This window comes from Pedobacter nutrimenti, from assembly GCF_032678445.1.
GTDB lineage: Bacteria > Bacteroidota > Bacteroidia > Sphingobacteriales > Sphingobacteriaceae > Pedobacter > Pedobacter nutrimenti_A.
Map to the genome: position 1 here is coordinate 1 of NZ_JAVTSQ010000001.1, position 22,465 is coordinate 22,465.

Below are 22,465 nucleotides of genomic sequence, written 5' to 3' on the forward strand. Positions count from 1 at the left end.
AAATTTTAATATTTATACGATTATGAAACAAAAAATTATCCTTTTAAGCCTCATGGGGCTTGGTTTATGTGCAGGTGCACAACAAAAAAAGAAAGCTGTAGTGCCGAAAGTGGGTTATACAGTTGATGGGTATATTGAAGGTTTAAAGACGCCCTATATTTATCTGTCTGTAGGAGGAAAAAGAGACTCTGTACCGGTAAAAGACGGAAAATTCACCTACAAAGGGCGTGTCGATGAGCCTTCTGGAGCCTACCTTACCGACCAGGCTAGTTTTGGGGAGATGTTCTATGTAGAAAATGCACCTGTCACAATCCGTGGAAAGGTGACAGAACTGAATGATTTTAAAGTGACCGGAGGCAAGACTCAGCAGGAAGAAAATGCCTTGAAAGCAAGTACAAAGTCTGTGAATACCAAAACCAGTCAATTGTACAAAGATTATGATGTTGCAGAGAAGGCGAAGGATTCTGCTGCGGTTGAACGCATAGAAAAGGAATTGAAACAGCTGGATGCCGAAGAACATCAATTGATTAAGACATTTTTGAGCAGTCACCCAAAAAGTTATGTGAGCCTTAACAAGATCAAAGGAATGGGCTACAGTGTAGATTACTCGGAAATTGAGCAATTGTTTCAATCGCTTGATGCCGGTTTAAGGAACTCTGCAGCTGGTAAAAAAGTAGAGGCCACGATAGCTGTCTTAAAGCGTGGGGGAAATGGACAGAAAATGATCGATTTTACGCAGAATGACCTTTCAGGAAAACCAGTGAATTTCTCTTCATTCAAGGGTAAATATGTATTGGTTGATTTCTGGGCTTCCTGGTGCGGTCCCTGCAGGGCTGAAAATCCGAACGTACTGAAGGCTTATCAGAAATTTTCTCCCAAAGGCTTTACAGTTCTTGGGGTATCTCTAGATGATAGTGCCGAGAAGTGGAAAAAAGCTGTAGAGGATGATAAGATGCCCTGGACACAAGTTTCTGATCTGAAAGGCTGGAAAAATGAAGTGTCTACCTATTACGGCATCCAGGGGATACCTTCTAATTACCTTGTCGATCCAAACGGCGTTATCGTTGCCAGGAATCTCAGAGGAGTTGCATTGGAACGTAAACTTCAGGAAGTGCTTAAGTAAAGTTTGAGGTATTTCTGAATGATGACCTGACCAGTTGTTTAAAATGAAAAAGAATAAGGTTTCCGCTCGAATGCTGCTTAAGCTTAGGCGGGCTGAAAAGGCCCGCAAACCTTAAAAGGCATTCTCTGCGAAAATCTTATTCTTTTTCTGCTGGGTGCTTACCTGTATGATGCCATCTGTATTCTGCACGATTTGTATGCATCATCCCGACATGACATTAAACATACATCGAAAACCTGTAAATAAACACCCTGCAACAAACCATCAACCAAGTATCTGCGCCATGCCCGGATAACCACCCCGGCTATGCACCATACTCAGAAAATTTTGGATACTCCGAGCGGCCTGACGTGTTCGAGCCCTTCAGCGAGAATATGTAGCCGCAGAGGAGCTATCCGAAATTTTCATAAAGTGCGACCTTACATGATACTGTCCAGCCCTCTTTTCAAACCTTTAAACGACCCAACCTCACGGATTGCCAGCAATGCCCCGTCCACATAAGGCGCCGCACTGCTTCCCGCCTCGTGTTTTATCGTAAGTTTCTCATCTGGTTTCCCGAAAATAGCCTCCAGTGAAATCACATAACCCGGCAACCTTACCGCATGAACCTGTGTGCCATTAATCGTTGCTCCCCTGGTTTCTTTAATCCCTTTCGTATCCTCAACAGCAATCGTATGGGCAGGCTTTCCAACCTGCGAAAGCTTATAAGCCAATTCTAATGCACTTCCACTGGGCGAATCCGGTTTTTGATCACTCGCGTAATCAATGATTTCCCATTGAGGCATATACTTAGCCGCCATTTGCGCAAACTTGTTCAGTAAAACCACACTAATAGCAAAATTTCCAACTGCAAGAACAGACTGCTGCGTTTGATTTGCAACCGCCTCGATTTCTTCGTAATCCTGGTCAGACAGTCCGGAGGTTCCAACCACCACGTTCACCTGATGTTTAAGCGCAATCACGATCTGATGCCTGGCAGCATCTGCTTTAGTATAATCCACCAAAACATCATAAGCAACCTTTAACGAGTCTTCAATAGTGCCGAAAACAGGTATAGATTCCCCACCCGGAAAATCCAGTAGGTCACGAAGCTCTTTATTTGCACCGGAACGGGAAATTCCACAAACCAGTTCCAGGTCTTCCGTTAAAACAATACCCCTGCAAAGGGCAGAGCCCGCCCAGCCGGTTGCTCCTGCAACACAAACCCGGATTTTTCTTTTTGTAGCCATATTTTGAAGATATAATTTGAAATCAAATCAGCAAAGTTTAAGCCATCAAACAACGCAGGTTCAAAGAAATCGATAGCCGGAGAGAATATGACACAGCAGTTTCTAGATATTTAATTCCTCTGCAACCGAACTGTGCAGGGGAGTTAAAAAATAATTCTGCATTACATATGATTTAAAGTACAGGGAAAATCCTTAAATTAGGTCAATAAGTTCTGTATTCTATGAGGTACCTGCTGGTGCATATTTTATTTTTCATTGCGCTCCCGCTCCTGGCTTCGCCACAAGTGCTTGATTTGCAAAGTTCCGGATACCATAACATCGGCCGGAAGCTGAGCTATCTTGAGGATAAGCCAGCTAAGATGAGCCTTCAGGAGATTAAAGCAATGGACAATGCCGGCAAATTCCGACGGTCCAAAAATGAGATTCTGGATCTGGGGACCAGTACTTCGGCTTTCTGGATTAAATTCAATTACAAAAACATTCCCGAGCGCAATAGTTTTCTGGTCATTGATGTTCCGAATATCGAAGATATTGATCTTTATACCACTTTACCCGGTGGTAAAACAGAACACCTGCATGGGGGGAGTTTGTATCCTTCAAGCGAAGACGTGATTTCGGGTAAGAATTTTGTGTTCAGTTTGCCCGATCCGGATACTGGTTCTGTTGTACAGACCGTCTATATGCGGGTAAAGTCTAACAATATGATGCTGCTGGCCCTGAAAATAGGTACAGCAGAAACCTTATTGAAGGGCTTCAATTCGAAGACACGCTTTGAACTGTTCTATATCGGGGTATTGCTCACCCTGATGTTGTTTAATCTTTTTCTTTATTTTGGTCTTAAGGATAAAATGTACCTGTATTATGCGCTCTATGTTGCTGGCATATTTGGTTACATGATTTTATATATCCGGGGTTATAGCTATGTTTTTGGAAATTCAACAAGAATATTTCTCAATCTTTATCCGCACTTGTTTGCCAGTCTGGCTTGTATATCGGTGATTTATTTCTCTAAAGAATTTCTAAGTGCGAAATCCAGACTGAAAGGATATTTATGGATATTCAACGCCTTAATTATTGGCTGGCTAGTCATTTTAGCTATTGGCCTATTTGGCGGTAAGCTGATGATCTCCAGGTCTGTAAATGTACTTTTTCTCAGCACTGGTTTACTTTTATGGCTGGTCGGGTTTAAGGCCTTCCTTAATGGGCACAGGCCGGCCATTTATTTCTTGCTGGCCTGGTCTTTTATCTGTATTGCCTTGGTTTACTTGTTTCTGGCCCGACTGGAACTGCTTCCTTATCACGATTGGTCTTTCGAAGTGGGCCCTATGGGCTTTACTTTCGAGCTGCTTTTCCTGGCTTTTGGTCTTGCCGATCATTATAACACGCTGCGCCGTGATAAGATTGCTGCCCAAAAGGAGAATATGGAGCTGATTATCTCAGAACAGGCCAGGCTGGAAGTTGTGGTTAAACAGCGAACAGAGCGGTATCTGGAGGCTGTAAGGACTCTGGAAGCTTCCAACGCGGTTAAGGACAAATTGTTCTCTATCATCGCCCATGACTTGCGCAGTCCTTTTAACAGTTTAAAAAGCATCTTTTTTTTAACGGATATGGACCTGCTGGAACTGAATGAGCTGAAGATGCTCCTCAACAGCAGCAAGGAGAACATAGACCAGATCTATCACACGTTGGATAACCTGCTCTACTGGGCCAAAAGTCAAATGGAATCGGTGAGCAGTGATCCGGTATCTTTCGATCTGAAAGAAATGGCCGAAGGATTGATGCTGGTGTACGGACCACTGGCAAAGAGTAAGAGACTGGAACTGGTCCTGCAGACCGATAGTGCCTGCCCGGTTTTCGCCGATGAAAACCAAGTTCAACTGGTTTTAAGGAACCTGATGGATAATGCGATTAAATTTACTCCGATTGGACAACAGGTCACATTGGTTCTGAGCAACGGTGAAGACGGAGTCTATGTCACAGTAGACAATGTCACGGCGGGTGTTTCGGAACTTCAGCTGGAGAATTTGTTGCGAGAAAACAATCATCTTTCTACCCGCGGAACAGCAAAGGAGAGTGGCGTAGGACTTGGTTTGCTTTTGGCTAGAGAGTACATTTCTGCAAATAAGGGCGTTCTAAAAGTCAGGGTAGAAGGACATCATGTTATTTTTTACTTTAGTTTACCTGCATTGGTTGAAAAGTAGTTTCGGTGTGAAAATTGGCAGGGCTTGTCTGGTGTTTCCAGCAAATTGCAGAACATTGCGGCTAAGCAAAATTGCAATCCAGCCAGATGCAAAATATATTCCGAAAGGCCGGGATGCATGAAATCCGGTTAAACATGAAATCCAGCTAGGCGTGAAATCCAAAAAAAAGGACAGGACTGCAGAGAATGCCTTTTAAGGTTTGCGGGCTTTTTCAGCCCGCCTAAGCTTAAGCAGCATTCGAGCAGCCTGTCCTTTTTTTTCAAACTAAGCACCATGCATATTCTTCAGATCAGGCACCATATCCGGCATCCACATGAAATCCGGAATAAAGCACGTAACTTTGAAGACTCAACAGCTCAATATGGATCCTTTCGTTTACGGCGAACATGTCAACGTACTTACTCATCCTTCAGAAGTGCTTTTCTTCCCGGATTTCTTCCCAAAAGATAACAGCGACAACTATTTAGACACTTTAACAAAGGAAGTTCAATGGAAGCAGGAACCCATTAAAATGTTCGGAAAAACAGTGATGCAACCCCGGCTAACCGCTTTTTATGGAGGACCAGAAATTACCTATACCTACTCCGGCCTAACCATGCAAGCCACGATGTGGACAGCGGCACTAAAAGAGATCAAGCAAAAAGTAGAAGAGAAATGCAATGCCCCTTTTAACGCCTGCCTGCTCAATTACTACCGAGATGAAAAAGACAGCATGGGCTGGCACAGAGACAATGAAAGAGAACTTGGCGAATACCCGGTCATTGCATCAGTCAGTTTTGGAGCCCAGCGTATCTTCCAGTTCCGTAATTACAAAGAAAAGCTCCCCGTCATCTCCGTTGAACTCGAGCACGGCAGCCTCTTGCTGATGCGCGGCGATACCCAAAGGATCTGGGAACACCGCTTACCAAAACTCGCCCGCCCGGCAGCACCGAGGATCAATTTAACCTTTAGATATATCCATATTTAGGCCATGAACCGCTTTTTGTTAAGTTAAAGTCAGATTGCAGCAGATCATTTCTTTTCTCTGATGAATAGATGTATTTTTGCTAACACTGTTAACTAAATGATAAGTATGGGAATCGCAGAACGTAAACTACGTCACAAAGAAAGTATCCGGATAGGAATTCTGGAAGCCGCCTGGCAGCTGGTGATCACGGACGGCTGGCAATCCCTATCTATCCGGAAAATTGCAGATGCCATAGAATACAGCATTCCTGTTATCTATAACCATTTTGAAAACAAAGAAGCCATTCTGCTCGAATTTACCAAAGAAGGCTTTGAAAAGCTGGCCGAAACCCTGAGGGAAGTCAAAGCAATACATACAAGCCCGGCACAACAGCTCGCCGCAATGGGCGATGCCTACTGGGACTTCGCCTTCGAAAATAAAGAATATTACCAGCTCATGTTCGGCCTGGGCATTCCCGCCTGTGATACTGTCAAAAAAGTTCCCGAAGTGCAGGAAATGACCGCGCTGATGATATCTACCATAAAAGAAGCCATTGCTGGCAGCAAAAATCCAGAAGCAGATTACTTTCTGAAATTCCACACCTATTGGTCTATTCTGCATGGATTGGTATCCATACAAATGATTGAAAGTGGAAAACCAGACGTCACCAAAAAGATGATTGTACAAGATGCTATGGCCGGATTTACCAAGGCCCTTGTTGATTAAGCACAAAAAATAATATATTTACAACTCATACCTTTAAAACAAACTGAAGAATGAGAAGAATCTTTAACACCAACTACAACCACCAAAGTCTTGATTTTGCACTTTTACTCCTGAGAATAGGTATTGCCGCCTTTATGCTAACCCATGGCCTGAGTAAAATAAATCCAGTACTTAGCGGTGCTCCAATTCAGTTTGGAGACCCTTTGGGGCTGGGTGAAAAACTCTCTTTCTTCCTCACCGTTTTTGCAGAAGTAGGCTGTTCTGTGTTGTTGCTGTTTGGTCTGGCTACACGCCTGGCTGTAATTCCATTAATTGTTACCATGGTGGTTGCCATTTTCATTATACATGCACCCGATGCATTTGAAAAGAAAGAACTTGCCTGGCACTACCTGATCGTTTATGTATTCCTGTTGTTTTCAGGCGCAGGCAGATACAGCGTAGATGCCCTGATTGGTAAAAAACCAGGCAGAAGACGTTAATTTATCCAAACATATCATTTCTAAAATTTAGCCGTTATAGCATTATGAAGAAACTCGCATTATTTTGCCTGATGGCAATCACTATATCTATATCCGGATGTGGCCTTAACAAACAAGCCCAGCAGATCAAGGCACTTGAAAAATGCACCTACAGGATCGTATCCGCAGACCAGATCTCCATTGCAGGAACAGACATTAAAAGCCTGATCAACGATCAGAACATTAATATTGGCAGTTTACCCGGTCTGGCGCTGGGCCTTTTGAGACGGGACATCCCCTTAAGGGCTAAATTGAACCTTGAGATTACCAACCCAACTTCCAGCGATGCTTCCATCAATGAATTTGAATACAAGATCCTGATCAACCAGGAAGAGATCTCCAACGGGTTTGTAAATCAAAGTGTAGATGTAAACTCCGGACAATCGACTGTAGTTCCGGTAAATATGACCGCCAATATCTATCCTTTTATCTCCAACAGTAAGACTATGGAAAGCATCACCGGCTTTTTAAAAGCCAGGAATGGAGGACCGGAAAAAAAGGGTATTGTTACCTTAAAGATCAGACCAAGCATCAAAGTTGCAGGAGCGATCATCAAGTATCCTGGATTCATTACCATAGACAAAGAAATCAGCAGTAAAATTCTCTTGTAAAATATTTGAGGGGAGCCCTAAGTTTCATTGGTATTGATTAATTTCGGAAATTAACTGATTCATATGAAACTTAGGGCTTCTTTATTGCTGTTCATTTTTGCAACCCCGTTTTTTCTTAAAGCACAAACCTCCACTCAACTCCCTGCGGGCGAGATCAAGCAAGGCCTCGAAGCCCTGAATGTGGTAGGCAGTGTTTTATATATTGCCGCACACCCCGATGATGAAAACACCCGCCTGCTGGCTTACCTGGCCAAAGGCCGCAAATTGAGGACCGGCTATTTATCCCTCACCAGGGGAGACGGAGGGCAGAACCTGATCGGAAATGAACAAGCCGATTTGCTTGGGCTGATCCGTACACAGGAACTGCTGGCTGCAAGACGCACCGACGGCGCAGAACAGTTTTTTACCAGGGCCAATGATTTCGGCTTCTCAAAGAACCCGGAAGAAAGTTTCAAAATATGGGGCAAACAGCAAATCCTTGGCGATGTGGTCTGGGTGATCCGTAAATTCAGACCGGATGTGATCATTACCCGCTTCCCTGAAGATGGAAGAGCCGGACATGGGCACCATTCTGCTTCCGCTATTCTTGCCCGGGAAGCCTTTATTGCTGCTGCCGATCCAAAACAATTTCCAGAACAGCTTAAATATGTAAAAATCTGGCAGGCCAAACGCCTGGTTTGGAACACCTTCAATTTTGGAGGCAACAATACCACTTCTGATGACCAGCTTAAAATAGATGTAGGCAGCTTTAATCCATTGCTGGGCAAAGGCTATGGAGAAATTGCGGCCGAAAGCCGGTCCAACCACAAGAGCCAGGGCTTCGGCTCCGCTAAACAGCGCGGCCCGGCCCTGGAGTATTTTAGCCCGGTAGCTGGTGATGCAGCTAAACAGGACCTGTTTGAGGGCATAGACCAAACCTGGGCACGTGTTAAAGACGGGCAGGAGATCAGCCGCCTGATTCAGGAAACCAATGCGGCTTACCAGCTTACAGATCCTTCCAAATCCGTACCAGCCCTGGTCAGGATCCTTACCGCTGCCGAAAAATTATCAGACGACTATTGGAAAACAGAAAAGATAAAAAAGATCAAAGAACTCCTGGTTGCTGCCTCCGGGCTTTGGTTTGAAAGCTATGCTAAGCAAGCTCAATATGCCTTAAAAGAACCCATTCCAGTATATTCGCAGATCCTCATCCGTCCGGGAAATTCCATCGTACTTTCCGAGGTGTCGGATTTAGTGGCTCCGCCTCCGGCAGCCCAGAGCAACGAGATCATTAATATACAGAGCAAAATTTCTGCAGATCAGCTATCGCAACCCTATTGGCTGGCGGAGAAACACGCCATTGGCACCTATACCATTAACGATCCCTTACTGATTGGCTATCCTGAAAACCCCAACCTGCCAAAGATCACCTTCAGTTTTAATATCGAAGGAAAAATCATCAGCTTCGACCGGCCGGTAGTCTATAAATATACCGACCCGGTAAAAGGAGAAATTTATCAGCCTTTGGTCATTGCCCCTCCGGTTACCGCTACACTGGCAGAAAAAGCCTATGTGTTTAACGGCAACCAGCCCCGGAATTTTTCTGTACAACTCAACAGCTTTAAAGATGGGAGCCAGGGCACCCTGATTCCAGTGGTTCCCGGAGGATGGAAAGTATCGCCAGAAAAGATCGACTTCAACCTGGCTGCAAAAGGAGATCAGGAACTGGTTAATTTCACGGTTACCCCGGCAGGATCGACCGGAAGCGGTACACTCTCTTTAAAAATACAAACTGGCGGGCAAACTTTTAACCGGGGCCTGCATGTCATCAATTACGATCATATTCCCGTACAAACCTTATTCCCTTTAGCCGAGGCCCGGGTAGAACAGGTAGACCTGAAGATCTCCGGTAAAAAGATTGGCTATATTGCTGGCGCTGGCGACCTGATCCCTCAGTCCTTAAAACAGATTGGCTATGAAGTGACCGTCCTCTCTGATCACGAAGTACTCAATACCGATCTTTCCGGCTTTGACGCCATCATTACCGGAGTACGGTTGTACAACATCAATGAACAGGTAAAAGCCATGCAGCCCAAACTGATGAAATATGTAGAGGCAGGAGGGACCCTGATGATCCAGTACAATGTAAACAGCCCTTTGAAGATCAACGAACTGGGGCCATACCCTTTTAAACTGACAAGAGACCGGGTTACCGAAGAAGATGCTAAAGTCACTTTCCTGGCACCGGAACACCAGGTACTCAACTACCCAAATAAAATCACCGCCAAAGATTTTGACGGCTGGGTGCAGGAGCGGGGTATTTATTTTGCTACAGATATCGATCCTAAATATACTGCAGTACTGTCTATGAACGACGCCGGAGAAAAACCCTCTAACGGATCTCTGCTGGTGGCCAGCTATGGTAAAGGCAAATACGTCTATTCCGGTCTGGTCTTTTACCGTGAACTCCCTGCAGGTGTACCAGGAGCATACCGGTTGCTGGTCAATTTAATTTCAAACCAAAACACCAAGTAATGAAGGATCCCCAAAAAGACCCCGAACTGCCGCCTTTTGTAAAAAGCTGGCAGCAGTTTTACCGGTTGCTGATCCTCTGGTTAGGAGTGCTGATCCTTTTGTTTTACCTTTTTACAAAATACTTTGAATGAGTAACCTCGACTGGGCAGTATTGATCTGTACCTTATTGGCCATTGTGGTTTATGGGGTGTACAAGAGCCGGGGTGCTCAAAACATCCAGGGCTATCTGCTGGGCAACCAGAGTATGCCCTGGTACAGTGTTTGCCTTTCGGTGATGGCCACACAGGCCAGTGCCATCACTTTTCTGTCTGCGCCCGGCCTGGCTTACTCTACCGGAATGAGCTTTGTACAATTCTATTTCGGTTTGCCCCTGGCGATGATTGTCTTGTGCATTACCTTTGTGCCTATATTTCATCGCTTAAAGGTCTATACTGCCTACGAGTACCTGGAACAGCGTTTTGATCTAAACACCCGGGCCTTAACCGCCTTTCTCTTTCTCATTCAGCGGGGCTTGTCTACAGGAATTACCATCTATGCCCCCTCCATCATACTCTCCACGATACTGAACATCAATACGACCTATACCACTATATTTATCGGTGGCCTGGTCATCTTTTATACCGTTTACGGAGGAACAAAGGCTGTTTCCTATACGCAAATGCTGCAAATGACCATCATTTTCTGTGGTCTTTTCGCTGCGGGTGTGGTGGTGGTACATCTGTTGCCTTCCAGCGTAGGCCTAGGTAAAGCCATCAGCATTGCCGGTAAAATGGGGCGGACCAATGCCATCGATTTTAAATTTGACTGGAATAACCCCTATACCGTCTGGAGCGGCCTGATTGGTGGTTTTTTTCTGCAGCTCTCTTACTTTGGTACCGATCAAAGCCAGGTGGGCCGGTATCTTACCGGTTCTTCTGTAGGGCAGAGCCGTATGGGCTTGCTGATGAACGGTCTGGTCAAAATCCCGATGCAGTTCCTGATCCTGCTGATCGGGGTACTGGTCTTCGCCTTTTATCAATACAACCGCCCCCCTGTATTCTTTAATAGTTTTGAACTGAATAAGCTGCAAAACAGCAGCTATCAACCAGAACTGAAGCAAATTGAGGCAGAATATACCGATATTTTTAACAAAAAGCAGCAGCAGTTGCAGCAATTGGAAACCGCTCTCGATCAGAAAGATCAGGCCCGGATAGACCAGCAGCGGATCGTTTTGAAGGAAGCCGATGAACAGGCCAAAAATGTTCGCAAAAAGGCCACAGACCTGATGCTGAAAAATGACCCTAAGGCCGATATCAATGACAACAATTATATCTTTCTAAGCTTTGTAACCAAATACCTTCCAAAAGGCTTAATTGGTTTGCTCATCGCGATTATTTTTCTGGCTTCTATGGGGTCTACGGCCAGCGCTTTAAATTCCCTTGCTTCTACAAGTGTGATTGATATCTATAAAAGACTGATCAACAAACAGGCAACCGACCAGCAATACCTCAATGCTTCCAGATGGGCAACTATTTTATGGGGTGGTGTATGTATTCTGATGGCTTTGTATGCCAGTAAAATTGGTAACCTGATCGAAGCGGTGAACATTCTGGGATCTTACATTTATGGAACAATCCTCGGAGTGTTTTTAGTGGCCTTTTATCTGAAAAAGGTGGATGGAAGAGCGGTTTTTATAGCGGCCATCCTGACCGAAATAGCGGTTTGTGTTTGTGGGTACTACAAGGTGGTGGCTTATTTATGGCTCAATGTCATCGGCTGTTTGCTGGTGGTGGTTATCAGTCTTCTTCTTCAGCAGATACTTAAACCTGTACAACATAAAAAAGGGCAGCCCTGACGGCCGCCCTTTTCAAAGAAGATAGAAAAACTATTTCTTAGCTTCAGCCAATAATGCCGAATTCAATCTTACATATTCTTCATTATTGGCCTCTTTTGCCAGTTTAAGGCCCGCTTCTGCACTTGCAGCTGCACCTTTTTTATCACCCATTTTTAACTGTACACGGCCTTTCCATAACCTGATCCACGGACCTTTTTGATCTGCAGCTTCTGCGGCGTTCATCCATTCCAGGGCCTTGTTCAGGTCTTTGCCATTTTCATAGTAATATTGTGCAGCAGCGAAATAAGGTTTTTTCTCCCCTTTCATTGCCTCGTCAATGCTCGCCATTACTTTAGTATCCACATCAGTGGTCAGGTTCACGCTCACCGAAGTATTTTCCCACTGTAATTGTAACTGCGCCTTGGTTGGATATACGTTGGCCAGCTGTATAGTAAAGGTTTCTACTTTATCTTTTAAAACTGCTGGTTTTACCTTAACCCTCAGTAAGTCTTCAGACTCTTTATATTCGTAAGCGCCCCATTGTTTAGACATTTTATTGAGGATTACCGTCCACTCGTCCTTACCTGGAATAGTAAAAAGTTCATAATCGCCGGCAGGAACCGGTTTACCTTCAAAAGTAACATCATCTGTAAATTTTATGACTGTAGCGCTGTTTGCACCGGTGCGCCATACATTACCATACAACTCCAGACCGCCAAAGATCTTTCTGCCTTTCACATTCGGGCGGGAGTAACTGATGGTTATTTTGCCTAAACCAAAATCTTGTGTGATGGTTTGTCCACTGCTGGCCTGTGGAATTTTTACACCTTGTGCCTTAAGTTCAGCATTCAGGGATACTGCAAGAAGCACAAGAAGGGATGCTTTTAAGGTTGTTTTCATTTTGTTTTTTTACTAAAATACGGTTAAGCTTTTGAATTCAATAGGATGTTTTGTAATTATAGCCGAAAATTCTGTACATCTGCTTCAAGACTAACGATATCAGGCGGCTGAAAAAGCCGCAGATCTCTGAGGTCTTTCCGCAGCGTACGAGAATTTTCGGTAGCAAGGTGCAGAGGGCGGGAGACCAGGCTGGGCGGATAAAGAACACTTCGTTTCTTTTTTAATCTTTCTGTTTTTTATGTGTTTGGTTTGTATTTAGTTGAATACTACGAGGTGAATAGTTCCAGGTAAATAAGAATTATCTCTATAACAAATAAGAAAAAAACAGAGACTGAACAGGTATTTTATTCCTGGTTGATCCCTGTTTAGTCCCTGTTTGGTCCCTGTTTAATCCCTGTTTTTAATAAACCAATTAGTAACCTGTTCCAGGCATGAATGTATGCAGATGTATGCTTGTTCTTCCATCTTAATTTGTTGGTTTTGAATCTTAGTTATGGGGGGAGTGATCAACCGGGGGATTTACCGGAGCTATGGCTGTGCGCTCCTGGAAATTTTAATTTGCATCATTTGGGCAATAGAGGATGCCCGTTTTAAAGCCTCATCCGTTCTTTCTCCTTTAAAATGGGTTTTAAGTACATCTTCCCAAAGCACCAGCCAGCGCTGGAAATGTTCTGGTTTTAAAGGGATGAACTGATTCAGTTGGATATGTTTAAGCATGGGGTTTCCACTGTAAGTATGCACATCAAATAAAATGGTTTCCCAAAAGCAGACCATAACCGGAATATGCTCTGTTAAGGAAAAATCGGCGGCTTTGAAAACCGGACCGATCACCTCATCTTCCAGCGCCTTATTGTAAAATGCATTCACCAGTAACTCTAGGTCCTCTTTTTTCTCAATATCCTTCATAGCAGTAAAAGTAAGTATAAGAAATAGGGCATTTAAATACCGTATGGGCATAATTGTAATAGAAAAGTAAAGTATGCGCTCCTGTCCAAATTATTTGATTCAAATAATTATTGATTTGAAGCACATACTTTGAATTTATGCCTTCGGAATAAATTTGCAGTGTAAAATACACACTATGCTTAGCGTAAAATCATTTGTTTTATTTCTATTTTATTTCCTTTTTATTGGCGCGGGGATTTTAAATGCACAAACCCTGAGTTTAAAGGAGGCGGTAAACACCGCACTGACCAATTATGATCTGCTGAAAGCCAAAGGTAATTATGTCCACGCCTCTGAAGAATCTGTAAAGCAAAGTAAAAGAGATTATTTGCCAAACCTAAGTTTGTCTGCACAGAATGACTATGGAACGATCAATGGTCAGAATGGACCATCCTATGGTTTGGGTGGCTTAGCAGTTGCCTCTTCCGGCCCCGCATTAGACAAACAAAACTGGAATGCTGCTTTTGGTTCACTTTACCTGGCCAATGTCAATTGGGATTTTTTTACTTTCGGACGCATTAAAGAAAAGATCAAAGTTGCCCAGACAGTATTGAACCGGGATAAAAAGGATCTGGAGCAGGAGCGGTTTCAGCAGGAAATCAGGGTCTCTGCAGCTTATTTAAATTTGCTGGCGGCCCAGCGCTTAACCTTATCGCAGAAGAGAAACCTGGAACGGGCACTGGTGTTTCAAAATACGGCTGTGTTGCGTGCTAAGAACGGCTTAATTGCTGGTGTAGATTCTTCTCTGGCCAAGGCAGAAGTGTCCAATGCCCGGATCTCTTTAACCAAGGCTAAAGATCTGGAACAGGAGCAGGCCAATAAGCTGGGTGTTCAGATGGGAGTCACTGCAGTTAACTTTACTATAGATACGGCTTCCATTACCCGGATTCCGGTGCAATATGGAGCAGATACACTGATCAAGGGTAATCACCCGATTTTAAACTACTATAAAAACAGAGTAGACGTGAGCAATGAACAAACAAATTATTATAAAAGATCCTATTATCCTACCTTTTCTCTTTTTGGTGTGATGCAGGGCAGGGGTTCTGGCTTCAGTTCTGCTTATGCACAGAACCAGACGGCATTTACCCAAAGTTATGCCGATGGGGTGAATCCCACTCGTGGTAACTACCTTTTTGGTGTTGGGATGGTCTGGAACCTGACCTCTATAGCTCGTACTCAGCCACAGGTTAGAGCACAGGAGTACATTTCCAGAGGTCTTCAGGACGAGTATGAGCTGGTGAACAAACAACTGCAGGCGCAACTGGCCTTGTCAGATACCAAACTGAAAAACGCGATAGACAATTATAAGGAGGCACCCATCCAGGTCAAGGCGGCCTCAGATGCTTATCTGCAAAAAAGTACTTTATATAAAAATGGTCTCACCACAATGGTGGATTTAACCCAGGCCTTATATACCCTGAACCGGGCAGAAACCGACCGCGACATTGCATACAACAATGTATGGCAGGCACTGCTCCTTAAATCTGCCGCACTGGGCAATTATGATCTTTTTATAAACGAATTCTAATCTATACATCAATGAATCTAATACGTTTCGCACTTAGAAAACCAATATCCATCCTGGTATTGGTTGCCGGACTCTTCTTCTTTGGGATTGGTGCCATCAGCGACATCAAGGTGGATATCCTGCCAAAGATGAACTTACCGGTGATCTATATTGCGCACCCTTTTGGGGGCTATACCCCAACGCAAATGGAGGCTTATTTTGGTAAGCAGTATATCAATATTCTGCTTTTTGCCAATGGGATCAAGACCATTGAAACCAAAAACGTACAGGGTTTAATGCTGATGAAGCTCACCTATTACGAAGGGACGAATATGGCACAGGCGGCCTCGGAACTCAGTGCGCTCTCCAACAGGGCACAGGCCATTTTTCCGCCAGGTTCACAGCCGCCCTTTATCATTCGTTTTGATGCCTCCTCCTTACCTGTTGGACAATTGGTGCTGAGCAGTCCGATCCGTTCCAATAACGAGTTGCAGGATATGGCCAATATTTATGTCCGTTCTTCTTTTACGGCCATCCCTGGTTTACTGGCACCAGCACCTTTTGGTGGAAGTCCGCGTACAATAGAGATTAACGTAGACCCGAATTTAATGCGTTCACACAACCTGACCGTGGATCAGGTGGTTGAAGCCATCCGGGTTAACAACCAGACTGCGCCTTCCGGAAACGTGAGGATTGGCAATAAGAATTACATTACACCCACCAATTATACCATTCAGAAAATCAAGGATTTTGAAAATATCCCTTTGTTTAAAGGCGGGGTACAGAACTTATACTTGAAAGATGTGGCGGTGGTTAAAGATGGAGCAGATGCTACCGCGGGCTATGCCTTGATCAACGGTAAACGTTCGGTATACATTAGTATTGCAAAATCGGGTGATGCATCTACCTGGGATGTGGTAAAAAACCTGAAAAAGAACCTTCCTTTAATCCAGAATACACTGCCTGAAGATGTTAAGTTGTCTTATGAATTTGATCAGAGCGTATATGTGATCAATGCGGTAAAAAGTTTGATCAGTGAGGGGGCCATCGGAGCGATTCTGACTGGTTTAATGGTGTTGTTGTTCCTGGGTGATAAACGTGCGGCACTGATCGTTATTTTAACCATTCCAACCTCTATTATAGCGGGGGTATTGTTCCTTAAGCTCTTTGGCCAAACGATCAATATTATGTCGCTGAGTGGTCTGGCACTGGCAATTGGTATTTTGGTGGATGAGTCTACAGTAACGATAGAGAACATACACCAGCACTTTGATATGGGAAAACCCAAAGCATTGGCCATCTGGGATGCCTGTAAAGAGATCGCTTTTCCGAAATTACTCATCTTGTTGTGTATTCTGGCGGTGTTTGCACCGGCTTTTACCATGAGCGGAATTCCGGGCGCTTTATTCTTGCCTCTGGCTATGGCCATCGGTTTTTCTATGGTGGTTTCTTTCTTTTTATCTCAAACTTTTGTACCCATCATGGCCAACTGGCTGATGGTTGCACATCCGCATAAAGTAACCAAACATCCAAAAGGTGTAACGGAAGATGAAGCTGTTTTTCTGTCTACAGGTTTAACGCCTGAATCGGAGAAAGACACGCTAAATCAGAAAAAGCTTTTGGTGGAACGGGAAGACTTTAACAAAGATGGAAAGATCAGTTTGTTTGAGCGGTTCAGGAACCGGTTTATGCGTTTCTTAAACCGTTTGATGCCACACCGTAAACCTGTGGTGATCCTGTATCTGATATTGATTACCGGTCTGGCGGTGCTGTTGCTGAGTACAATAGGTAGGGATGTGCTTCCAAAGGTAAACTCCAGTCAATTCCAGTTGCGGATGAAAGCGCCAGACGGTACCCGTTTGGAGCGGACAGAAGAGAAAGCACAATTGATCCTTGGCGAACTGAAGAAAATGGTAGGGCCGGAACATATTGCCATTACTTCGGTATATGTTGGCCAGCACCCGGCTTTGTTCTCGGTGAACCCGATCTATTTATTTATGGCTGGTCCTCATGAGGCCGTTTTCCAGATTGGTTTGAAAGATTACCATACGGATATGGAGGAATTTAAGGATAAATTACGGGAGCGGATCAAAAAGCTTTCACCTGAACTTAAGCTTTCTTTTGAGCCGATAGAGCTGACGGATAAAGTATTGAGTCAGGGTTCTCCTACGCCGGTAGAGGTCAGGATTGCCGGTAAGAACAAAAAGGTCAATGAAGTTTATGCCAATAAGATCATGGCCGAATTGAAGAAGATCAGCTATCTGAGGGATGTACAGATTGCACAGCCCATCAAATATCCTTCTATGAACATCAATATAGACCGCGTAAGGGCGGCACAACTGGGGGTCGATCTGAATGATATCTCTAAATCTCTGGTGGCTTCTACGTCATCTTCCCGTTATACAGACAAGAACGTTTGGATGGACGAGAAGATCGGACTGACCTATAATGTGCAGGTACAGGTGCCTTTTAACCAGATGAATTCCAAAGATGATATCGGGGAAATTCCTCTGTTGAGAAATGCAACCCGGCCGGTACTTTCGGATGTGGCAACCATCACCCCGGATACGACCTATGGAGAAAATGACAACGTTGGCGCAACGCCTTTTCTTTCGGTAACGGCCAATCTGAACAAAAAAGATCTGGGTTCTGCAACTAAAGATATTGAGAAAGCCATTAAGGCTGTAGGAGAACTTCCACGTGGTTTGATGATTCAGCCGGTAGGTTTAACCCAGGTTCTGAAAGATACCCTAAGCAGTTTGCAGTCTGGTTTACTAGTGGCCATTGTGGTGATCTTTTTAATGTTGTCGGCCAACTTCCAGTCGTTTAAAGTACCACTGGTGATTTTGGCTACTGTACCTGCGGTGGTATTAGGCGCTCTGCTGTTGTTAACGGTAACAGGCTCTACATTGAATTTGCAGTCCTATATGGGGATCATTATGTCGGTCGGGGTGTCCATTGCCAATGCGGTCTTGCTGATCACCAATGCGGAGCATTTAAGGAAGCACAATGGCAATGCGCTGGAATCGGCAAAAGAGGCTGCGGCTTTAAGGCTGCGGCCGATCATCATGACCAGTGTGGCCATGGTGGCGGGTATGCTTCCAATGGCTATAGGACATGGAGAGGGTGGAGATCAGGTGTCTCCGCTGGGAAGAGCGGTAATTGGCGGATTGGTCGCTTCTACTTTTGCTGTACTAGTGATCCTGCCACTGGTATTTGCCTGGGTACAGGGTAAAGTATCTACGCAGTCCATTTCACTGGATCCGGAAGATGAAGAAAGCAAGCATTACATTAAAGGTTTAGTAGATTAATGGTAAGATATTTAAATTTGATACAAATGAAAACAAAGATATTTCAGGGTACACTGGTTGCAGGCGGCCTGGCCCTTGTTACAATATTGCATGGCTGTACGGCTTCAGCGAAGAAAGAAGAGGTAAAAACAGAGAAAGCAGCTCCTGTGGCTACTTTTAAACTGGAAAAGGAGAAATTGTCTACAGCACTTCGTCTGCCAGGCGAACTGACCGCGTATCAACAGGTAGATCTGTATGCCAAAGTGAGCAGTTTTGTAAAGACATTAAAGGCAGATATCGGTTCGCAGGTTACCCAGGGGCAACTGCTCATGACCCTGGAAGCGCCGGAAATGACTTCTCAGATTGCTGCTGCACAATCTAAGCTTAAAGCTCAGGAAGCAGTTTATACAGCCAGCAAGGCGAACTATGACCGTTTGTTTGAAACCAGCAAAACACCGGGTACCATTTCCAAGAATGATCTGGATCAGGCCATGGCCAGAAAGAATTCAGATTATGCGCAGTTTGAAGCGGCGAAAGCAGCTTTAAAAGAAGTAGGTGCAATTCAGAACTATCTGGAGATCCGCGCGCCGTTTAGCGGGATCATTACGGCAAGAAATGTGAATTTAGGTGCTTATGTTGGCCCTTCAGGAAAAGGATCGGAGTTCCCATTGTTTACTTTGCAGGAGCAAAAGAAACTCCGTTTAGCCATTTCTATTCCGGAGGTGTATACAGGTTATCTTAAAGACGGGCACCAGGTTACTTTTACGGTTAAATCACTTCCAAGCCAGACTTTTACGGCTGATGTGAAGCGTTTAGCAGGAGCTCTGGATCTGCGTTTACGTTCTGAAAAGGTAGAAATGGATGTGCTCAACAACGATAAAAAGCTGTTGCCAGGTATGGTGGCCGAGGTCAGTATCCCGCTTCCGGCCAATGCCAGTACTTTTACTGTTCCTAAAAAAGCATTGCTCGACACCAGTGAAGGTCTCTTTGTGATCAAAGTGGTGAATGGCAAGACGGAAAAAATTGCCGTTAAGAAAGGCCGTGAAACCGATAACAAGATAGAGGTTTTTGGAAATCTGAATGCAGGTGATGAATTTGTGACAGAACCGAGCGAAGAAATGCGTGACGGAACTGTAATAAAGTCTTAACTTTATATTAGTTTTTTTATCATCGTCATATGCCGGCCAGAAACCAGGAATTTTATAATGTATTGAAAAGCGAAACGCTGCAGGATTTTTACGACAGGCTTAAAATTAACCGGCCTGAAGTTGTGGTGCCAAGTTTGGGAATGGTGAACGACATTGGCCATTTTAATGTGTTTAAAAGGTCGGTTTATTGTTCTGTCAATCCATCACCTTATAACCGGAGAGATTTTTACAAGATCTCTCTGATCATTGGTTGTGGTATACTTCATTTTCCAAATGAACGTATAGAGGTAAAAGGACGCGCGCTCTTGTTTACAAATCCGAATATACCCTATTCCTGGGAGGGAACCTCTGAAACACAGGGCGGGTATTTTTGTCTTTTTACGGAGAACTTTATGCGTAAAAAAAATGAGAGCCTGAAAGAGTCCCTGTTGTGGAGGATTCATGGCTGTCCGCTGATCCGGATAGATGAACATCAGGAGGGTATATTTATGGAGCTCTTTTTAAAGATCATGGAGGAGATGAATGGGGAATATGTACATAAATATGACCTGATCCGTAACTATGTGAACCTGATTGTTCATGAGGCGATCAAAGTACAGCCTGCATCTACAGATATTAAACACAGTAATGCTTCAGTGCGTCTGGCTTCGCTCTTTATGGAGTTGCTGGAAAGGCAATTCCCGATTGGTTCTACAGATCATATACTGGAACTGAAAACCGCGCATGATTTTGCGGCTAAACTGGCGGTTCATGTAAACCATTTGAACCATGCCGTTAAGGAGGTAACCGGGAAAACAACCTCTGAGCATATTTCTAAAAGAATAGCGAACGAAGCTGTGGCCCTGTTGAAACATACAGAATGGAATGTTTCGCAGATTGCCTATTGTCTGGGATTTGAGTACCCTGCTAATTTTAATATCTTTTTTAGAAGGCAAATGCAGGGAACGCCTAAATCTTTTAGGCAAGTTTTTACAGAATAAGTGTGTTTAAAGGCGTTTAAAGCCATTTTATTTCATTTTGACAAATGAATGATAGATTCTTATTTAAGAAGTATCTACATTTGCTTAACGGTGTTAAATTATTTACACCTCTATATAATTAATCATGGGAAGCAAAGAAAGAATCCAGCGTTTAAAAGAAGAGACCAGGAATAACATCCTGGATGCTGCGCTTCAGATTGCCCAGGAAGAAGGGTGGCAGGCTTTGAGCATGCGCAAAATTGCGGATGCTATTGAGTATACTGCGCCGATCATTTATGAATATTTTGCAAACAAAGAAGGCATTCTTTTAGAGCTGACCAGCAGGGGTTATATTCTGCTGGGTGCAAAAGTAGAAGCAGCCAGAAACGCACATGAACATCCAGCCGATCAAATGGAGGCGATGTGGATTGCTTACTGGGATTTCGCTTTTGAACACAAGGAATTTTACCAGATCATGTATGGAGTGGAAATGATTTGTTGTGAGGTTAAAAAAGCATTGCCGGAGGCAGAGCGGGTAAGCCGTATGTATGATGATGTGATCAGACAACTCATTACGAAGGTGGAACCTGATGAAGACCTGATTTGCAGAAAATATTATACGTTCTGGTCTATTGTGCATGGCCTGATCTCGATCAATCTGGTTCAGAAAGGAACCAATGAAGAGATGAACCAGCATATTTTAAGAGATGCGTTGAAAGGCATCATCCGGTTCATAAACGATTAATCCTTTTTTTTGCCTGGTCATCTAACGCTGTTAAATCACTTATATCCGTTATAAATCTACATAATAATAAATATCATGAAATATCCCCCCATCTCCGCCCTATTATCTAACACTGTTAAATCGTCTAATAACGTTATGAAACCAATACTACTACTCTCTGTTTTATTTTTAATGGCTTGTTCAAGTAAGAATCCTCAGGTAGCTGCACCGCCGCCGCCTGCCTTACCTGTGGCCGCTGTTGTTTCCGGAACGGAAACAACCTTCCAGGAATACCCTGCTTCTATTGAAGGTACGGTAAATGTTGAAGTTCGCCCTCAGGTGAGCGGTACACTGGATAAAGTATTTGTGGATGAAGGTGCATTTGTAAGTGCAGGACAGTCCATCTTTAAAATCAATGAACTGCCTTTCCGCGCAGCTTTAAACAATGCACTTGCAGCCCAGCATTCTGCAGAAGCGGCAGTGATTAATGCCCAGTTGGAGGTAGAGCGTTTAACGCCACTGGTACAGAATAAAGTGATCTCTGAATTTCAGTTAAAATCTGCTAAAGCGACTGCACTAGCTGCCAAAGCGAACGTAGAGCAGGCTAAAGCCAATGTTTCTACCGCCTCTATTAATCTGAGCTATACCTTAATTAAAGCTCCTGTAAGCGGTTATATTGGAAGGCTGCTTAAAAAACGTGGTAGTCTGGTTGGTCCGACAGATGTGGAAGCTTTAACTCAACTGTCTGATGTACATGATGTGCATGTGTATTTTTCTCTGGGTGAAAAGGACTTTGTGAACTTTAAGGAACAATATCCTGGCCAGACACTGAAAGATAAACTGAAACAATTGCCTGCGGTTACTTTGCTGCTTGCCGACAATACCGAATACGCCAAACCTGGTAAGATCGATGTGATTGACGGTCAGTTTGACAAGAATACCGGTGCCATTACCATCAGAGCGAGTTTTCCAAATCCGGAAGGTCTGATCAGATCTGGTAACACCGGAAAGATCCGCTTGAGCCTGCAGCACAACGATGCATTGATTATTCCTCAGTCTGCTACTATTGATATGCAGGATAAAGTATTTGTATTTACTGTGGGTGACAGCAGTAAGGTGAAAAAACAAGCTATTACTATTGTTGGTAAAGCTGGCGAAAATTATTTGGTTAAAGACGGCGTAAAAGCTGGCGACCAGATTGTATTAAGCGGCATTGATAAATTACAGGAAGGCATGGCTATCCAGCCTCAAAAGGCAGCAGATAAAGTAGCTGTTGCAAGAATAAAAAATTAATATAAAACTTAAAGT

At 43.9% G+C, this 22,465-nt stretch carries 18 protein-coding genes; 15 read left to right on the top strand and 3 right to left on the bottom strand.

The window, feature by feature from the left end:
• A partial coding sequence (locus R2S08_RS00005) for a TlpA disulfide reductase family protein (RefSeq protein ID WP_316833288.1) occupies positions 1-1,123 on the top strand: 1,123 nt, incomplete at its 5' end.
• Positions 1,124-1,542: 419 nt separating this feature from the next.
• Here the strand turns inward: R2S08_RS00005 and dapB are convergent.
• Positions 1,543-2,352, bottom strand: a complete 810-nt coding sequence (gene dapB / locus R2S08_RS00010) for a 4-hydroxy-tetrahydrodipicolinate reductase (protein WP_316833289.1) — start codon at positions 2,350-2,352, stop codon at positions 1,543-1,545.
• A 221-nt stretch (positions 2,353-2,573) separates the two neighbouring features.
• Between dapB and R2S08_RS00015 the strand changes: the two genes are divergently transcribed.
• From R2S08_RS00015 to R2S08_RS00050, 8 genes are all read left to right on the top strand, one after another.
• Positions 2,574-4,553 carry a sensor histidine kinase gene (locus R2S08_RS00015; RefSeq protein ID WP_316833290.1) on the top strand — a complete coding sequence of 660 codons (1,980 nt, stop codon included), beginning with the start codon at positions 2,574-2,576 and terminating at the stop codon, positions 4,551-4,553.
• Between the two features lie 313 nt (positions 4,554-4,866).
• The gene (locus R2S08_RS00020; RefSeq protein ID WP_316833291.1) at positions 4,867-5,520 is read left to right on the top strand and encodes an alpha-ketoglutarate-dependent dioxygenase AlkB; all 654 of its coding nucleotides are present in this window, start codon (positions 4,867-4,869) and stop codon (positions 5,518-5,520) included.
• A gap of 105 nt (positions 5,521-5,625) precedes the next feature.
• Positions 5,626-6,225 carry a TetR/AcrR family transcriptional regulator gene (locus tag R2S08_RS00025; RefSeq protein WP_316833292.1) on the top strand — a complete coding sequence of 200 codons (600 nt, stop codon included), beginning with the start codon at positions 5,626-5,628 and terminating at the stop codon, positions 6,223-6,225.
• A gap of 50 nt (positions 6,226-6,275) precedes the next feature.
• Complete coding sequence (locus R2S08_RS00030; RefSeq protein ID WP_316833293.1) at positions 6,276-6,704, top strand: DoxX family protein; 429 nt, start codon at positions 6,276-6,278, stop codon at positions 6,702-6,704.
• A gap of 44 nt (positions 6,705-6,748) precedes the next feature.
• Complete coding sequence (locus R2S08_RS00035; protein WP_316833294.1) at positions 6,749-7,354, top strand: hypothetical protein; 606 nt, start codon at positions 6,749-6,751, stop codon at positions 7,352-7,354.
• 63 nt (positions 7,355-7,417) lie between these two features.
• On the top strand, positions 7,418-9,868 hold the full coding sequence (locus R2S08_RS00040; RefSeq protein ID WP_316833295.1) for a PIG-L family deacetylase: 2,451 nt from the start codon (positions 7,418-7,420) through the stop codon (positions 9,866-9,868).
• The gene (locus tag R2S08_RS00045) at positions 9,868-9,999 is read left to right on the top strand and encodes a hypothetical protein (RefSeq protein WP_316833296.1); all 132 of its coding nucleotides are present in this window, start codon (positions 9,868-9,870) and stop codon (positions 9,997-9,999) included. The genes R2S08_RS00040 and R2S08_RS00045 overlap by 1 nt, the downstream gene beginning before the upstream one ends.
• Positions 9,996-11,702: a sodium:solute symporter gene (locus tag R2S08_RS00050; protein WP_316833297.1), complete on the top strand. Its 1,707-nt coding sequence runs from the start codon at positions 9,996-9,998 to the stop codon at positions 11,700-11,702. Before R2S08_RS00045 ends, R2S08_RS00050 begins: the two co-directional genes overlap by 4 nt.
• A 30-nt stretch (positions 11,703-11,732) precedes the next feature.
• Here R2S08_RS00050 and R2S08_RS00055 read toward each other — a convergent pair whose 3' ends face one another.
• Complete coding sequence (locus R2S08_RS00055; RefSeq protein ID WP_316833298.1) at positions 11,733-12,581, bottom strand: DUF2911 domain-containing protein; 849 nt, start codon at positions 12,579-12,581, stop codon at positions 11,733-11,735.
• A gap of 528 nt (positions 12,582-13,109) precedes the next feature.
• A complete protein-coding gene (locus tag R2S08_RS00060) occupies positions 13,110-13,487 on the bottom strand; it encodes a group III truncated hemoglobin (RefSeq protein WP_316833299.1) in 378 nt (125 codons plus the stop codon).
• A gap of 175 nt (positions 13,488-13,662) precedes the next feature.
• On the opposite strand from R2S08_RS00060, the gene R2S08_RS00065 reads away from it, so the two are divergent.
• The 6 genes from R2S08_RS00065 to R2S08_RS00090 all read left to right on the top strand — a co-directional run bounded on the left by R2S08_RS00065 (position 13,663) and on the right by R2S08_RS00090 (position 22,450).
• Positions 13,663-15,057, top strand: a complete 1,395-nt coding sequence (locus R2S08_RS00065) for a TolC family protein (protein WP_316833300.1) — start codon at positions 13,663-13,665, stop codon at positions 15,055-15,057.
• Positions 15,058-15,068: 11 nt separating this feature from the next.
• Positions 15,069-18,347, top strand: coding sequence for an efflux RND transporter permease subunit (locus tag R2S08_RS00070; protein ID WP_316833301.1), 3,279 nt, complete (start codon positions 15,069-15,071; stop codon positions 18,345-18,347).
• A 26-nt stretch (positions 18,348-18,373) separates the two neighbouring features.
• Positions 18,374-19,474 (top strand): efflux RND transporter periplasmic adaptor subunit, encoded by a 1,101-nt coding sequence (locus tag R2S08_RS00075; protein WP_316833302.1) that lies wholly within the window; start codon positions 18,374-18,376, stop codon positions 19,472-19,474.
• A 29-nt stretch (positions 19,475-19,503) separates the two neighbouring features.
• Positions 19,504-20,454: a helix-turn-helix transcriptional regulator gene (locus tag R2S08_RS00080; RefSeq protein WP_316833303.1), complete on the top strand. Its 951-nt coding sequence runs from the start codon at positions 19,504-19,506 to the stop codon at positions 20,452-20,454.
• 124 nt (positions 20,455-20,578) lie between these two features.
• Positions 20,579-21,178, top strand: a complete 600-nt coding sequence (locus tag R2S08_RS00085; protein ID WP_316833304.1) for a TetR/AcrR family transcriptional regulator — start codon at positions 20,579-20,581, stop codon at positions 21,176-21,178.
• Between the two features lie 135 nt (positions 21,179-21,313).
• Positions 21,314-22,450 (top strand): efflux RND transporter periplasmic adaptor subunit, encoded by a 1,137-nt coding sequence (locus R2S08_RS00090; RefSeq protein ID WP_316833305.1) that lies wholly within the window; start codon positions 21,314-21,316, stop codon positions 22,448-22,450.
• Positions 22,451-22,465 lie beyond the last annotated feature (15 nt).

Excerpts from the sequence above, each read along its gene's own strand:
- R2S08_RS00030 (WP_316833293.1), top strand. The coding sequence starts at position 6,276 with ATGAGAAGAATCTTTAACACCAACTACAACCACCAAAGTCTTGATTTT.
- R2S08_RS00065 (WP_316833300.1), top strand. The coding sequence starts at position 13,663 with ATGCTTAGCGTAAAATCATTTGTTTTATTTCTATTTTATTTCCTTTTT.
- dapB (WP_316833289.1), bottom strand. The coding sequence starts at position 2,352 with ATGGCTACAAAAAGAAAAATCCGGGTTTGTGTTGCAGGAGCAACCGGC.
- R2S08_RS00035 (WP_316833294.1), top strand. The coding sequence starts at position 6,749 with ATGAAGAAACTCGCATTATTTTGCCTGATGGCAATCACTATATCTATA.
- R2S08_RS00050 (WP_316833297.1), top strand. The coding sequence starts at position 9,996 with ATGAGTAACCTCGACTGGGCAGTATTGATCTGTACCTTATTGGCCATT.
- R2S08_RS00015 (WP_316833290.1), top strand. The coding sequence starts at position 2,574 with ATGAGGTACCTGCTGGTGCATATTTTATTTTTCATTGCGCTCCCGCTC.
- R2S08_RS00040 (WP_316833295.1), top strand. The coding sequence starts at position 7,418 with ATGAAACTTAGGGCTTCTTTATTGCTGTTCATTTTTGCAACCCCGTTT.
- R2S08_RS00075 (WP_316833302.1), top strand. The coding sequence starts at position 18,374 with ATGAAAACAAAGATATTTCAGGGTACACTGGTTGCAGGCGGCCTGGCC.
- R2S08_RS00090 (WP_316833305.1), top strand. The coding sequence starts at position 21,314 with ATGAAACCAATACTACTACTCTCTGTTTTATTTTTAATGGCTTGTTCA.
- R2S08_RS00070 (WP_316833301.1), top strand. The coding sequence starts at position 15,069 with ATGAATCTAATACGTTTCGCACTTAGAAAACCAATATCCATCCTGGTA.
- R2S08_RS00020 (WP_316833291.1), top strand. The coding sequence starts at position 4,867 with ATGAAATCCGGAATAAAGCACGTAACTTTGAAGACTCAACAGCTCAAT.
- R2S08_RS00080 (WP_316833303.1), top strand. The coding sequence starts at position 19,504 with ATGCCGGCCAGAAACCAGGAATTTTATAATGTATTGAAAAGCGAAACG.
- R2S08_RS00060 (WP_316833299.1), bottom strand. The coding sequence starts at position 13,487 with ATGAAGGATATTGAGAAAAAAGAGGACCTAGAGTTACTGGTGAATGCA.
- R2S08_RS00055 (WP_316833298.1), bottom strand. The coding sequence starts at position 12,581 with ATGAAAACAACCTTAAAAGCATCCCTTCTTGTGCTTCTTGCAGTATCC.
- R2S08_RS00045 (WP_316833296.1), top strand. The coding sequence starts at position 9,868 with ATGAAGGATCCCCAAAAAGACCCCGAACTGCCGCCTTTTGTAAAAAGC.
- R2S08_RS00085 (WP_316833304.1), top strand. The coding sequence starts at position 20,579 with ATGGGAAGCAAAGAAAGAATCCAGCGTTTAAAAGAAGAGACCAGGAAT.
- R2S08_RS00025 (WP_316833292.1), top strand. The coding sequence starts at position 5,626 with ATGGGAATCGCAGAACGTAAACTACGTCACAAAGAAAGTATCCGGATA.